The organism is Bradyrhizobium lablabi (genome assembly GCF_018131005.1).
Taxonomy (GTDB): Bacteria; Pseudomonadota; Alphaproteobacteria; order Rhizobiales; family Xanthobacteraceae; genus Bradyrhizobium; species Bradyrhizobium lablabi_D.
This window is the reverse complement of the sequence record NZ_JAFCJK010000005.1, coordinates 230,270-245,207: the sequence shown is the minus strand read 5'-3', so window position 1 is coordinate 245,207 and position 14,938 is coordinate 230,270. Positions and strand designations below refer to the sequence as shown.

Annotated in this window: 11 protein-coding genes; 3 read left to right on the top strand and 8 right to left on the bottom strand. The window is 61.1% G+C overall.

The window, feature by feature from the left end:
* Positions 1–432: 432 nt before the first annotated feature.
* Together JQ553_RS17090 and JQ553_RS17085 are read left to right on the top strand one after the other, a co-directional pair.
* A complete protein-coding gene (locus JQ553_RS17090; protein ID WP_212501145.1) occupies positions 433–2,199 on the top strand; it encodes a CYTH and CHAD domain-containing protein in 1,767 nt (588 codons plus the stop codon).
* Between the two features lie 242 nt (positions 2,200–2,441).
* The gene (locus JQ553_RS17085; RefSeq protein WP_212501144.1) at positions 2,442–3,530 is read left to right on the top strand and encodes a mandelate racemase/muconate lactonizing enzyme family protein; all 1,089 of its coding nucleotides are present in this window, start codon (positions 2,442–2,444) and stop codon (positions 3,528–3,530) included.
* Between the two features lie 206 nt (positions 3,531–3,736).
* Here the strand turns inward: JQ553_RS17085 and JQ553_RS17080 are convergent, their stop codons facing one another.
* Positions 3,737–4,516 (bottom strand): class I SAM-dependent methyltransferase, encoded by a 780-nt coding sequence (locus JQ553_RS17080; protein ID WP_212501143.1) that lies wholly within the window; start codon positions 4,514–4,516, stop codon positions 3,737–3,739.
* Between the two features lie 28 nt (positions 4,517–4,544).
* Positions 4,545–4,814 carry a DUF1127 domain-containing protein gene (locus JQ553_RS35275; RefSeq protein ID WP_409363078.1) on the bottom strand — a complete coding sequence of 90 codons (270 nt, stop codon included), beginning with the start codon at positions 4,812–4,814 and terminating at the stop codon, positions 4,545–4,547.
* A gap of 550 nt (positions 4,815–5,364) precedes the next feature.
* On the opposite strand from JQ553_RS35275, the gene JQ553_RS17070 reads away from it, so the two are divergent.
* On the top strand, positions 5,365–6,489 hold the full coding sequence (locus JQ553_RS17070; RefSeq protein ID WP_212501141.1) for an LLM class flavin-dependent oxidoreductase: 1,125 nt from the start codon (positions 5,365–5,367) through the stop codon (positions 6,487–6,489).
* Positions 6,490–7,263: 774 nt separating this feature from the next.
* Here the strand turns inward: JQ553_RS17070 and JQ553_RS17065 are convergent.
* The 6 genes from JQ553_RS17065 to JQ553_RS17040 all read right to left on the bottom strand — a co-directional run bounded on the left by JQ553_RS17065 (position 7,264) and on the right by JQ553_RS17040 (position 14,933).
* Complete coding sequence (locus JQ553_RS17065; protein ID WP_212501140.1) at positions 7,264–8,193, bottom strand: aspartyl/asparaginyl beta-hydroxylase domain-containing protein; 930 nt, start codon at positions 8,191–8,193, stop codon at positions 7,264–7,266.
* An 888-nt stretch (positions 8,194–9,081) separates the two neighbouring features.
* The gene (locus tag JQ553_RS17060; RefSeq protein ID WP_212501139.1) at positions 9,082–9,234 is read right to left on the bottom strand and encodes a hypothetical protein; all 153 of its coding nucleotides are present in this window, start codon (positions 9,232–9,234) and stop codon (positions 9,082–9,084) included.
* A gap of 200 nt (positions 9,235–9,434) precedes the next feature.
* The gene (gene ahcY, locus JQ553_RS17055; RefSeq protein WP_212501138.1) at positions 9,435–10,862 is read right to left on the bottom strand and encodes an adenosylhomocysteinase; all 1,428 of its coding nucleotides are present in this window, start codon (positions 10,860–10,862) and stop codon (positions 9,435–9,437) included.
* Positions 10,863–10,988: 126 nt separating this feature from the next.
* Entirely contained in the window at positions 10,989–12,185 is a 1,197-nt protein-coding gene (gene metK, locus JQ553_RS17050; protein ID WP_212501137.1) for a methionine adenosyltransferase, read from the bottom strand.
* Positions 12,186–12,245: 60 nt separating this feature from the next.
* Positions 12,246–13,601, bottom strand: a complete 1,356-nt coding sequence (locus JQ553_RS17045; protein WP_212501136.1) for a hypothetical protein — start codon at positions 13,599–13,601, stop codon at positions 12,246–12,248.
* 213 nt (positions 13,602–13,814) lie between these two features.
* Positions 13,815–14,933, bottom strand: a complete 1,119-nt coding sequence (locus JQ553_RS17040) for a cobalamin-independent methionine synthase II family protein (RefSeq protein ID WP_212501135.1) — start codon at positions 14,931–14,933, stop codon at positions 13,815–13,817.
* Between the last annotated feature and the right edge of the window lie 5 nt (positions 14,934–14,938).

Sequence of the window (14,938 nt, the reverse complement as noted above, 5' to 3'; positions counted from 1 at the left end):
TTTCGGCAAGCATAGCGTAAACCTCGCTGACCTTTGCATCGCGGATTCCAACGAGTCGAATTGCCGAAAAATTCAAACACTCGCATCGGACGCCGGCAAATGAATTCGCGCGGCAGAGTTAGCTTTCTGGGTTTTCCACTTGGCCTCGTTGATGCGCTGGTTCCATCGAGATGAGGCCCAGCGGTTGACTGAAGTCATCGAGAGCGGCCCGATTTGGCCCAATGAGAGCATGATCCGGAAAAGCGTGTAGCGGTTTTTCCGAAAAGAGCATGCTCAATCAAGGAGATGAGATCATGATGCGATTCAAATCATCAGGTCATCATCTCGGTGACGTCTCAAGTTAGATTGATGCCGTAGACTGATATCGCCCTTCCTTTCGGATCGCACGGCGATATGTTATGAAATCGTCATCTAGGTGTCACGAAATCGTACATGTCAGAAGCTGATCCGCAACCGCCCGCCCTGCAAAGTGCCCGCGCTGTGCATGAGGTCGGCGTCCCCGCCACCCAAGACAAGCGACCGGAAGAGTCCGCTGCCTCCAGGCCGCACGGGGTCGCAGAGCCCCGCGCGCAGGAATTTTCGCAAACGCTTCCCCATGAGGTGCAGCGTCAAGGTGATGACGCAGCACCGGAAATCCCGCCGCAAGACGGTGCCTCGGCACTCGGCCGTGAGATCGAACTCAAGCTTCTTGTCGATGCGGATCGCATGGCGGATTTCAACGCCGCTCCGATCATCGCAACGAACGCACGCAACAAGGGCGGCAGAAGGCACCTCAAGTCTGTCTACTACGATACGCCCGACCGGACGCTGAAACGAAACGGATTGAGCTTGCGGGTTCGGCAGAACGGCACGCGCTTCGTGCAGACGGTAAAAGCTGAACTCGCAGACGATCCGCTCAGGCGTGGCGAGTGGGAGGCGAACGTCCCGTCGATCGCTCCCGATGTCGAATTGGCGATGCCTTTCATCCCGGCGAAACTTCGCTCGGATCTCAGGCGTCACGAGCTTGAGCCCGTCTTCGCCGCCGATATTCATCGGCACGCGCGGATGGTTGAGTTGCCATCCGGAACGATCGAGGTCGCTTTCGACCAGGGATCGCTGAAGTCAGGCAATCAATCGATGCCGGTGAGCGAGATTGAGCTGGAGCTCAAGGGTGGAAACGCCAGTGCTATTTTCGAGCTGGCGCTTCGGCTCGCCGACCATGGATCTGTGAGGCCGTCAATCCGCAGCAAGTCGGCTCGCGGCTTTGAGCTTGCGGCAGGGACGCCGCCGGCCGTGTGGAAACCGCGAAAACTTCGCCTTGACCCGGCGGTATCGCTCGACGAGGCCTTCGCAACGATCCTGCGTTCCTGTTTTCACCATCTTCTAGGGTCTCTGGCGGCTGCCGAGGACGGTCGTGATCCTGAGGGGGTCCATCAGCTTCGCGTTTCGCTGCGCCGCCTTCGCGCAGCCCTCGACTTGATGCGATCCGTCGGCTCCTTGAACAATCTCGACTCGCTCCGGTCGGAAGCAAGGTGGCTGGCGCAAAGTCTCTCAACCGCACGTGACTGGGACATGTTTCAACGGGGAACGCTGCCAACCATCGCGCGGGCCTGCCCCTCGGTCGCTGGCTTTGATGCCCTGGAGCTGGTGGCGGAGGAACGCCGGTCAGCCGCCTACGAGAAGGTGCGTGTCGCGTTGGCCGACCGCAGATGCACATGTTTCCTGATCGGCCTCGGCGGCTGGATTGAAGCCAGAGGATGGCGTAGCGACATCGCTCCCGAAGATCTCGGACAACTGGCCGAGCCGGCCATCAACTTCGCCGGACCGATCCTGTCGGATCAATATGCGAGGGTGCTCAAGCGCGGGCGCCGCTTCAAGTCGCTTCCCGCCGAAAAGCTGCACCGATTGAGGCTCGCCGCGAAGAGGTTGCGCTACGTCGCCGATTTCCTTTTGCCGCTGTATGGGGATCGAAAGTCTGTCAAGCGGTTCTCTCGTAGCCTGGCCGACCTGCAGGAGGACCTTGGTTCCTATAACGACATGGCGATCACGAACGCCCTTTTCGCCGGGCTTGGCGAGGAGTCCTCGCAGAGCAGCACAGCTACGGCCGCGATCGCCGGCTGGCAGGCCCACGCATCGATCGAAGTCGAGGCACGCCTGCGAAACACGTGGCGGAATTTCAAGAAAGCCAAGGCTCCCTGGTCGAGGGGCGCCGACGACTGATCGACCAAGCCGCTGCCGGGTGCCGTTGCGACGAACCAGGTGCCGGTGCCGCATCGTTGGCTGGCGGCGTGCCGTTAGCCCGGCAGAGGCAGCGCGATCACGGCGGCGGTGGCATGGGCGGTCAGCAATGAGCTGAGCCTCGAACCGCCTCTCGTCCGTCGTCAGCCAACTATCGCCAGCGATTGTCCGGCCCGCGTAATCGACTTAACGTGCAAAAGAAAAAGGCCGGGATGGAAAACGAAATGGCACGCATCGAGACAGTCGAGACCGGACTCTACCGCATTCCCCTCGCCGTTACGCTCTCCGACAGCACGCATGGCGAAATCAAGGCGTTCGAGCTTATCACCTGCCGCATCCGCGATGGCGATAGTGCCGAAGGCGTGGGCTATACCTACACGGTCGGCCGCAATGGCGGTGCGATCGCCGACATCCTCCGAAGGGAAATCCCCGCGCTGATCGAGGACCGCGAGGCCGCCGACACCGAAGCGATCTGGCATCATGTCTGGTGGGGCCTGCACTATGGCGGGCGCGGTGGAGCAGCCGTGCTGGCGCTATCGGCGCTCGATATCGCGCTATGGGATTTGAAGGCGCGGCGCGCCAATCTGCCGCTGTTCCGTCTACTTGGCGGTTTTGATGCCCGCGTGCCCTGCTATGCAGGCGGCATCGACCTCGATCTCTCGGTCGAGGCTCTCCTGGAACAGACCGATGACAATCTCACCAAAGGCTTTCGCGCCATCAAGATGAAGGTGGGTCGCCCCAATCTTGCATCAGATGTTGAGCGCGTTCAGGCGATGCGCAAACATCTCGGCGAAGGCTTTCCGCTGATGGCGGATGCCAACATGAAATGGACGGTGGAAGAGGCGATCCGCGCGGCCCGCGCGCTGCAACCTTTCGACCTCACCTGGCTCGAGGAGCCGATCATTCCGGACGACGTTGCCGGCCACGCCCGCATCCTCGCGGCAGGCGGCGTGCCGATCGCGGCCGGCGAAAACCTGCGTTCGCTCTGGGATTTCAAAAACTACATTGCAGCGGGTGCGGTATCCTATCCCGAGCCCGACGTCACCAATTGCGGCGGCGTTACTTCCTTCATGAAAATCGCAAGGCTTGCGGAAGCCTTCAACCTTCCCGTCACCAGTCACGGCGCCCATGACATCACCGTGCACCTGCTCGCCGCCTGCCCAAACCGCTCCTATCTCGAAGCCCACGGCTTCGGGCTCGATCGCTATATCGAACACGCGCTCGTGCTCGATCAGGGCATGGCATTGGCGCCGACGAGGCCCGGCCACGGGATCAGTTTCGACTGGAAGGGGCTGGCAAAGCTCGCGCCATAGGCTCGCGTGGCTTGCCGGCGAAGCTTGGCGCGTTGCCCTTTGGCTGGATGACGCTGCCTGCACCGAGCAGCTCACATCAGCCAGAACCAACGCTTGGCCCCATCCTAAAGCACGATGAGATCAGGATGACTCATCATCGCGCTTTGGCTTGTTGCTTGGGAGTGATCTCCGCGCAAACGCTACGCGTTTGTCGCGAGGGAGAACCGCTACACACTTTTCCGGCGCGCGATCTGCGCAGTCGATACAACGATCTCGGTCAGCACACCGTTACGGCTCGCCGGCATCAAGCGCGCCTCGACATCGCGCAGCATCGGCTCGATCTTCTCGCCTAACGCGGCCGGCGATGAAGACGAAAACGTCAATATTCGGTGCGCCAAGTCAGCCACACTGATCTCGTTCGCACTCTCGACCCGGATCACCTCTGCTGCCTGAAATGTGGTGCCTTGCAGCAGTAACGAAAGCTCGCGATGCACGCGCTTACCCGAGCGTGACTGGGACCAAAGCTTGTCGTCCGACCAGGCGCGCCGCGCCGCGGTGTATTCTTCCAGCCATGGGTTGCGCCCGTCTGTCGCGGAGGAGGACGCGCAGATCGCCACGACACCACCCGGCGCCACCAGCCGTTCGAACAGCGCGCCCAGACTGGTCTCGTCCAGCCAGTGGAGCGCCCGTCCGATGGTAACCAGATCGAAGCGCCCGATGTCCTCCGACAAATCCTCAGCCCTGCTTTCGACCAGCGTCACTTCCCGTCTGGCCCGGTTTGCAGCCTCTCGCGCGGCCGCCAGCATCTCCGGCTCGGGATCGACCGCGACAATGCGTCCGACATAATCGGAAAAGCCGAACGCGAGCAGGCCCGGGCCAGTGCCGAGATCGATCAGCGCGTGGCGCTTGGAAAGCGCCAGATGCTCGGCGACCTCACGGAAGAAGGCCCGAGGATACGACGGCCGGAATTGCTCATACAGGTGAACAGTCGTTGCAAAACGTCCCATGCTGCCAGGCCCGTTGATGAATTTCGCGTTATTTCCGGCTTGCCAGCTCCTTCTGAAGCCGTGCTCGCTCCTTCGCGGCCTCAACCAGACCACCGGCGAGCTGACTCCGAGAGAGGCCTATATCCCTTAGGTCGCGCTCGGGGCACCTGCGTAGAATGGCCAGGTTGGCTTGATGTTCACGCTGCGCGATGACGTAGGCGACGAAGTTGTTGACGACCCGAAAAATGCCACGCGTGACAAGCCTGACCGACCTCTGAATCGCGACCGGGCTTGCGGACTCCGCAATGTTGCTTAGCATGCTCATGGCGAACCATCTAAAGTTTGGTCCCCCGCTCTCCACCTGCACTCTGCAAGCAGCACCTAGCTAAGAATGAGCTTTTCTTTAGGTTAGACCGGGAAAGTTCACTTTAGCGTGCGGCTCTCGTGATCATAACTTCGGCGCGCCCGCTCGGGGTGTTGGCCGTTTGAAAACGGCCTGACCCGGAAATATCGCAGGCCGCGATCGGGACAACTCATCCCAGCCAAATCGAGCGCCTCGACCAGCGCCTCAATCACCCGAACAGGATTGCAGTTACAAACGTAACCCGATCCTCGCATCAAGAAATGAAACTGTAGCAACCCCTGCCAACACTAGTGAGTGGCCGCCATCATCCCATGCAGACTCGCTGGGTACCCGACTGACCTCAAAAATAATGCCGGATGTCATCGAGGCCGGGCGTCACCTGTCCTCACCGCTCTCACCCGGCATTTTCGGGGGGCGGCGACGTGGATTCCCCTCGTAGGCTGGCCTTTGCCCGAAGTACGAGCGATTGATACAAGCTTCCAAGGCAGCCGAGGCCGAGACGCTCATGACTGATACCAAGGAACCCAAGCCTAATCTCATTCGCACGAGTAAGAATCGCTTGAAGCTTGGAGTGTTTGCGACCAATGGCCCTGGCGCGGCCTTCACCTTTCATCCGGACCGATTCAAGCCGACGTGGGATGCAAATCTTCGTCTCGCCAAGAGGGCGGACGCGCTGGGAGTTGAAGCGTTTGTCTCGGCGGCACACTGGAAGGCGTTTGGGGGTGACGGGCACTATTCGGGTGATATTTGGGAAACCTTCACCTGGGCGGGCGCGATCTCTGCGGTTACCGAGCGGATCGCGATCATCAGCACGCTTCATGTCACTCTCATTCCACCGATCTTTGTTGCCAAGGCGGCGGCCACGGTAGATCTGATCTCGAACGGTCGTGCAGGCATGAATCTCGTCTGCGGTTGGTATCCCGCTGAGCAGGAATTGTTCGGAGTGAAGCTTAGAGAACACACCGATCGATACGATTATGCCGATGAGTGGCTTAAAGTGTTCGATCGCTTCTGGTCCGAGCCAAAGGGCTTTGATTTCGAGGGTCGGTACTTCCAGCTCAAAGGGGCCATGAGCCAACCTCGAGGCGTGCAGTTGCGGCCCGTCCTGTTGAATGCCGGCGGCTCACCCCGCGGTCAGGAATTTGCGGGCAAGAATTGCGACGTCGCGTTTATCATTCCGCAGAATCCGGACCCTGCCTTTGTGAAGGCTCAGGTCGATCAATATCGTAATATGGCGCGGGAGCGATTTGGCAGGGAGATCAGCGTTTGGATGTCTTGTTACATTGTTCTTCGTGATACAGCTGAACAAGCCAAGGCTTACGCCCACGACTACATTGTGACCCATGGCGACGACGCGGCAGTCGAGCATCTCATCCGGTTGAATGTACCCAACGCCAAGACGATGCCCGATGGGGTTATCGCCCATATGGCTTACGCCATCAAAGCCGGTTGGGGCGGTTACCCGCTTCTTGGCACCGCCGAAGATGTCGCCAATGCGATGTCCGCGCTGTCTGCCGCCGGCATCGACGGATTGCTGTTGACGTGGCTCGACTACGATGAGAGGCTCGAACGCTTGGCAAAAGAAGTCTTGCCGCGCCTGGAAGAGGCAGGGTTGCGCCAGCCGGCCTAACCGGTCGCCATTGCTTGGGTGCTCTTCTTCGAAAGCCGACGTCGGCGGACCAGGGTCGTGTCGGCGTTCGGGCAGAATTGGAAATGCCTGACCCGCGGGCCCTATCCCGCCTTCCCCTCTGGAAACTGGACTTCGAGCTTTACCCGCTCTGATTGGTCACAACCCAAGCTCCAGATTTTATTTTTTCTTCACTCTCCGCTGGCGCTTCGCTCAAAAGCGTTGGCCGCGTTCTTGTTCGACGTGCCAACAAAACAAGATCGTTGTTTTTCGAAAACTAAGCCGTTGAAGTCGTCGCATTGCTTCCTAGATCGCGGATAGGTGGCGTCTCGACGGAGCTTTTGGATGTCAAACTCCCCGAGAGTTGATCGGTGTTCGACCTCCTAGCTCTGATGAGACGAGCTTACCTCTAGAGCTCGATAGCTGATTGAGAGCAAGCCATGTCAAGCAAGATTGTCTTCGGGGTCGCATTGGCGCTGGCGTCATTGTCGCTCGCAAGTGTTGGATTTGCAGAGGATACCCCGACACCTCACGTGCGGCAGTGGCCGATTCAAAATGGTCACAATTACCAGCCGACCGATCAGGAGCTGAGAGCCTTGCATCGGGAGGATATCACGCCCGATCAGGCGCGCGAGGTCGACCGATTGTACGATCAGCTCCTGGCAGGTACTGAACCTCGCAATCGACGGTCCGCGCCAAAGCGCTGATCGCGGTGCTGCCGAGGCATTCGCACTTCCGTTTATGGAGTGCAGCGCCGAGGCCGATTCCGTATCGCGATCACCGCAACGCCGACACTACGATCAGACCGAGGATCAGCACGGTCACCGAATATTTCAGCGTGTAGTACACGTTGCGATTCCACTCCTTGATCTTGCGACTCGCGAGATGGAGCTCATAGAGCTTGCCGAACACCTTGTTGAGCGCGCCGACATGCTCGCCATCGACGTTCTGAGTGGCGGACGCCTTGACGATGTTGTGGCTGACCCAGCGGTTCATCGCACTCATGAAGCCGTACTTCATCGGGCGCTCGACGTCGCAGAACAGGATGATGCGATTGACGTCGGTCGCGTTCTCCGCGCTGTGGATGAAGGTCTCGTCGAACATAAAGGCCTCGCCGTCGCGCCAGACGCATTCGACGCCGTCGACCAGGATGCGGCACTTGTTCGAGTTCGGCGTTACCAGGCCGAGATGATAGCGCAGCGAGCCGGCGAAGGGATCGCGATGCGCGCCGAGCTTGCCGCCGGGCGGCAGCATGGCAAACATGGCGCCGTGCACGCTCGGGATCGAGTTCAACAGCTCGACTGTCTTCGGGCACAGCGTGCGCGCCGACGGGAGGAAGTCGTCGTACCACTTCAGATAGAAACGCTTCCAGCCGCTCTTGAAAAACGAATAGAAGCCCCAGTCATTGTTCTTCGCCGCCGCTCGGATAAAGCCTTCGTCGAACAGCCGCACCGCCTCGTCGCGTATCGTCTCCCAGTTTTCGCTGAGCTTGGCGAGTTCGGGGAATTTATCGACCGGGATCACCGGCTGGTTCGGCACGGCCGAACCTGCATACATCAGCACGTTATAGGGCGCGAGATAGGTCGAGTGATCGCCGAGCTGGCGCGCGAAACGCAGCCGCTGACGACCGCGGAAATGCACATAGAGCGTGGAGGCCACCAGCACGTACAGAATGACGAGCTGGGGCGCGAGGAGTTGCTTCAACATGGTCTGTCTCTGATCGGGATCCAGGCCCAGGCGCGCTCCACCCATAAGCGGCGCTGCGGAACCACATTCCGGTGAAGGCAGCCAAAGCCCGCAGCCACATGCGCAGGTAGAGGGCGCATCCCCGTCCGCAATAGTTCCCTTATTTCACCATTCCCCGGCACCCGGAGCAAGGCCCCGAACGCCGGCCGCGCACTTTGTCGAAGGGGCGTTGCAAATCCGCCATGCGGGGACATAGCTACGGATTTTGAAGTTTTGTAAACGAAAACCGTTCGCAAGAAGGCTCTCCTCGACGCGGCCCGGCCGCTCCCTGAAAATCAAAATTCGAAAGAAATCTCAAGCTGATTTGGGTCGTCCAGTCCCTTGCGCAAAAATATTCCCCTTCCGTCGTCGGGCAAATCAGCACTACGAATCCGCCGTCTCACCCGATTGAGGGGCGCTCGCCATCGTCACGAACGTTGCGGTGAGATGCGGTGGACGCTGCGGCACACGAGGCGAACGTGCCAAGGCGGACGGCGAAGTCGTGTGGTTCTGACGCCCCGATGCAGGTGTTAAGTTCGTGAGAGGCAAGCTTCTCACTGATGACGGTGACAACAAAGCTGGTCTCACCGGGAAGATCACGAAGGAAGCCGTAAAACCATCGCGCAGGGAAAGCCGGGTTGTTCCCGGTTACACCTGTGGTCCTACCCCCGTGCTTTTTGTTGCACGGGACCCATGGGTGCGAACCGGCGCCCGGCTTTCCCTGCGCCCTCAATTCTCGATGAGGGCGGAAAGTGACGCAGAACTCGGACGCAGCGCGCCGCGAGAATGCAAGTGCGCATCCTCAATAGTCATGCCTCCAATTCGCAGATGATAACACCGCGAACTGACTGTTTGAAACGTGAATCGGAATCAGGCGCGCAGCGCCTGCAGAACCTTGAACGTCAGGCGCTTCGGATCGCGAACGCCCGAAAGATATAGCCTGCGGATAAAGGCGATGACGGCGTCACGGTCGCAATCGGTCAGCGCAACGACGGCGTCAACCGCAATCCTCTGGGCTTCCATGAGAACGAATCCTCCGCTGCAGCCCCGGCTTCGAAAGCCTATGTGCCGCCGGTTAATCGGGCGTTAACCGTATGCCTGAGATCGACCGTTCCATCGGGGCGTTCATGCGCGGCCGCGCATCAGACGATGGACGCGGCGCTACAGCAAAAGGCCCCGGACGATGCCGGGGCCTGGCGCGTATCGATCGTGACCGCGGCGGATCAGTAGCGGTAGTGATCCGACTTGTAGGGGCCTTCCTGCTTGACGCCGATATAGTCGGCCTGGTCCTTGCGCAGTTCGGTCAGCCTGGCGCCGATCTTCGCAAGGTGCAAGCGGGCGACCTTCTCGTCCAGCGCCTTCGGCAGCACGTAGACCTTCTTTTCGTACTTGCCGTCCTTGTTGTCGGCGAACAGTTCGATCTGCGCCAGCGTCTGGTTCGTGAAGGAGGCCGACATCACGAAGGACGGGTGGCCCATCGCATTGCCGAGGTTCACCAGGCGGCCTTCCGACAGCAGGATGATGCGGTGCTTGTCGGGGAATTCGATCTCGTCGACCTGCGGCTTGATGTTGGTCCACTTCAAATTGCGCAAGGACGCGATCTGGATCTCGTTGTCGAAGTGGCCGATGTTGCAGACGATGGCGCGGTCCTTCATCGCGCGCATGTGCTCGATGGTGATGATGTCCTTGTTGCCGGTGGCGGTGACGAAGATGTCGGCGCGCGGCGCCGCGTCTTCCATGGTCACGACCTCGTAGCCTTCCATCGCCGCCTGCAGCGCGCAGATCGGATCGACCTCGGAGACCATGACGCGGCAGCCGGCCTGACGCAGCGAGGCGGCCGAGCCCTTGCCGACGTCGCCGAAGCCCGCGACCATCGCGACCTTGCCCGACATCATCACGTCGGTGCCGCGGCGGATGCCGTCGACCAGCGACTCGCGGCAGCCATAGAGATTGTCGAATTTCGACTTGGTCACGCTATCGTTGACGTTGATCGCCGGGAACAGCAGCGTGCCCTTGTTCGCCATTTCATAGAGACGATGCACGCCGGTCGTGGTCTCTTCCGAGACACCCTTGATGTTCTTCGCGATCTCGGCGAACCAGCCCTTCGGCTTCTCCTTCAGCAGCCGCTTGATCAGCGCATAGAAGACTTCCTCCTCCTCGGAGCCAGGCTTGTCGAGGAACGCAGTGTCGCCCTGCTCGGCCCGATAGCCCGCATGCACCAGCATGGTGGCGTCGCCGCCGTCATCGAGGATCATGTTGGGGGTGCCCCCGCCATGCCAGTCGAACAGCTTTGCGGTGTAGTCCCAGTACTCGGCAAGCGTCTCGCCCTTGATCGCAAACACCGGAATGCCGCGGGCGGCGATTGCGGCTGCGGCGTGATCCTGGGTCGAATAGATGTTGCAGGAGACCCAGCGGATGTCGGCGCCGAGCGCCGCCAGAGTCTCGATCAGGACGGCGGTCTGGATCGTCATGTGCAGCGAGCCCGCGATGCGCGCGCCCTTCAGGGGTTGTTTGGGGCCGAACTCCTCGCGGGTCGCCATCAGACCGGGCATCTCGGTCTCGGCGAGCGAAATTTCCTTGCGGCCGAACTCGGCGAGCGAGATGTCCTTGACGATGTAGTCGGTGAAGCCAGGTTTCGTGGGGGCGTTCATGAGAGCGTCCTGTTGTTGGGTTCGTCGTTCCGGGGCGTCTCGATCAGGCGGCCGCGGAATCTCGAAATGAAGGATCGGCGTCTCCGGGTCGCCCGCCGTCGCGAGCGCCCCGGACTGACGCAAGACTTAAAGCGCGCGCTTCAGCGGTTCGACGAGATCGGTCTTCTCCCAGGAGAAGCCGCCTTCATTGTCGGGCGTGCGGCCGAAATGGCCATAGGCCGCGGTACGCGCGTAGATCGGGCGGTTGAGGTCGAGATGGGTGCGGATGCCGCGCGGCGTCAGGTCCATCGCCTTTGCCGCCGCCTTTTCGAGCTCGTCCTCCGACACCTTACCGGTACCGTGAGTGTCGATGTAGATCGACAGCGGCCGCGCCACGCCGATCGCGTAGGCAAGCTGCAGCGTGCAACGGTCGGCGAGACCGGCCGCGACGATGTTCTTGGCAACATAGCGCGCGGCGTAGGCAGCGGAGCGATCGACCTTGGTCGGGTCCTTGCCGGAGAACGCGCCGCCACCATGCGGAGCCGCGCCGCCATAGGTGTCGACGATGATCTTGCGCCCGGTCAGTCCGGAGTCGCCGTCGGGACCGCCAATGTAGAATTTTCCGGTCGGATTGATGTGCCAGATGGTCTTGCCGTTGATCCAGTCCTTCGGCAGCGCCTCCCGCACATAGGGCTCGACGATATCGCGAATCTGGGTGGAGGAGAGATCCTCGATGAGATGCTGGTGGGAAACCACGATCTCGCGCACGCCGACCGGCTTGCCGTTCTCGTACTGCACGGTGACCTGGCTCTTGGAATCGGGACCCAGCACCTTCTCGCGGCCGGAGTGGCGCGCTTCGGAGATCAGCCGCAGGATCTTGTGGGCGTAGAAGATCGGCGCCGGCATCAGGTCCGGCGTCTCGTTGGTGGCGTAGCCGAACATGATGCCCTGGTCGCCCGCGCCCTCTTCCTTCTTCTCGCCCGGCTGAAGCGCGTCGACGCCCTGCGCGATGTCGGCCGACTGCGGATGCAGCAGGATATCGATGTCGCACTTCTCCCAGTGGAACCCGTCCTGCTCGTAGCCGATGTCCTTGATCGCGGCGCGGACGACGCCCTCGATCTGCTCGTTGGTGACCGAGCTCGGGCCACGGGTCTCACCGGCGATCACCACCTTGTTGGTAGTCGCAAGCGTTTCGCAGGCGGCGCGGATCGCCCAGGGATCGATGCCCGCCTTCGGACCCTCGCGGTAGAACAAGTCGACGATCTCGTCCGAAATGCGGTCGCAGACCTTGTCCGGATGGCCCTCGGAAACCGACTCGCTGGTGAACAGGTAGGATGCGCGCATCAGCAAAACCTCTTAGTTGCCGCCATCCCGGCGGCTCTTGTCATGGTGTGTCACGGAGTGTCAGTCCCGGCGGCGCGAGATGACGTAGGATTCGTCGTAGAACCAGAGCCCATTGTGCTTGCGCAGAACCTCTCTGGTGGCATCGAGGGTCCGCCCGCTTTCAGTCATTTCAGTCAACCGGTCATCTTCGATCTGGGCGACATACACCGCCGCATTCCACGCTGCAAAGGCCGTGGAGGTTCCAATCGAGCCGGTCACCTCGTTCGGCAGCGCTTCCATATCATATCGGAAGATCGAACGGTTATCGGCATAGGCGTTAAAGTTAAGGTCCCGCCCGGCCGACCCCAGCTCGTATTTCACCGCGCGCAATATCTCATGTCGGCTGACAGCGAAAGGATTTTCTCCGGGCCATACCGCCTGGATGATTTCGAGCCCCGGGTCGTGCCCGTGAGAGTGGATTCCTATCAACCGCCCGCCCGACCGCAGCGCCCGGGCGAGCGGTGCGATAATGCGCTTTGCGCGGAAGTTCACGGAGGATTTGGCCCGATAAGGCTGCGAGGCAATCACAAGGTCGAAATTGGCGTCGGTCCGGCCGGCGCGCGGGATGATCGAATCGAGCAGGAACCGGTGGTCGTCCCGGTACAGGACCAGGGCCACCGGCCGCTCGTAGATCGGCATGCCGGTCCGTGGGCTGACATTGGCCCGCCAGTTTTGCTCAAGAAACGGGCCAAGCTCGGCGATTTGGGCCTCGAATTCACCCGAGGAGGCCCCGCGCAGGGCCACTTCGTGCCAGATCATGCTGGAGGCAGCCGCGGCCGCCCGAGGCGTCAGCCAGGGTGCCTCGGCATAGTACATGTTGGTGAACACGAAGACTGTCGCGGGGTGCTCGAACAGGCGGTCCGGCACCTTGTCGAGGGTCAGGCGGACGTCCTCGAGGCTCAGTTCCTTGCCCGCGATGTAGAACGGCATATGGGGAAACCGGCCGTGCATCGCCCGCAGCACCCGCGCCAGCACGGTGCCGTCGCCCATCCCGGCGTCGAAAATGCGCAGCGCCGGCGGCCGGGGATGGATTGCGGACAGTTCCAATGCCACCCGGTCCGCAATCACCCGCTTTTCGCTGCAGGTATGGACGAACAGGAGGTATTTCTGGCGGTTCTCGAAAAAGCGGAAGTTGCCCCTCGGGTCGCGCTTTTCCGGTGGCACCACGAGGCCGCGCGGCGGCGGGATGCCCCCCGGAGTGGAGGCCGCAATGAAGGCATGGATGCGGTCAAGCGTATCGATGGTGATGCGCTTGCCTTCGCGCAGCCGGTGCACGAGCTTGCCGTCGTTCACCGCGCGGCGGCCGAATGTCGTCTCCGCCATGTCGGCGCGACGGCAAAACTCCGAGATCTGGCCGAGGATTTCGTCGTTCTTCATGGGGCCGGCAGTGAGAGACAGCTCATTGGACAGTCGTGGGCAGCGGACGACTGCCCACCTGTCCTAACACCAATTGCCCACCGGGGAAATCAACCCCTGATGCCTCTCTCCACATTATTGCGAGGGCAGTGAAGCAATCCATGCCTTCCGCGGAAGGAGAAAAAATGGACCGCTTCGTCGCTTCGCTCCTGGCGATGGAGGAGACGAGATAGCTTATCTCCCCCACACCTCATCGGCGACTTCGACCGCGAGCCGGAGCTTGGCCCACTGCTCTTCCTCGGAAAGGATGTTACCTTCCTCGGTCGAGGCGAAGCCGCACTGCGGCGACACCGCGAGCTGATCAATCGGGGCGAATTTGGCTGCTTCCTCGAGCCGCCGCTTGATGTCGCCCTTGTTCTCGAGCTCGCCGAACTTCGAGGTAATCACGCCAACCACCACGACCTTGTTGCCCTTGGGCAGATAGCGCAACGGCTCGAAGCCACCGGCGCGGTCGGAATCATATTCGAGGAAGTAGCCGTCGTATTTGGTGCCGCCGAGCAAGGTCTCCGCCACCGGCTCGTAGCCGCCGGAGGAAATCCAGGTCGAGCGGAAATTGCCGCGGCAGACATGTGTGGTGATGACCATGTCGGAGGGACGGTCGGCGATTGCGTAGTTGATGACGCGCGCGTAGATCTCCTGAAGGCCATCAGGATTGTCGCCGCGTTCGCGCGCCTTCTGCAATTCGTCCTGCGAGCAGAGATAGGCCCACACGGTGTCGTCGAATTGCAGATAACGGCACCCGGCATCGTAGAACGCCTTCACCGCCTTGCGGTAGGTCCTGCCGAGGTCCTGGAAGAACTCCTCGAGATCGGGATAGACCTCCTTCGAGATCAGCTTGCGCCCGCCGCGGAAGTGCAGCACCGCCGGCGACGGAATCGTCATCTTCGGCGTGACATGCGCCTGGTCGGCATACTTCTTCAGGAAGCGGAAGTGACCGAGCATCGGATGGTTGTCGGGGAAGTCGAGCTTGCCGATCACGCGAATGGCGTCATGGCGGGTTTGCACGCCCGCGAACTGGATGCCCATGTCGGGATGGAACAGCTCACAGCCGGTCAGATGGCTGAGGAAGTCGAAGTGCCACCAGGAGCGGCGGAATTCGCCGTCGGTCGCGAGCTTCAGGCCGATCGAGGCCTGCTTGTGCACGACCTTCTCGATTTCGGAATCCTCGACCTTGCGCAGCTCGTCGGCCGGAATCTCGCCCTTCTCCAATTTGGCGCGGGCTTCCTTGATCTTGAGCGGCCGCAACAGGCTGCCGACCTCGTCGGCGCGGAAAGGAGGCTTGGTTCGCTGCATGGTCA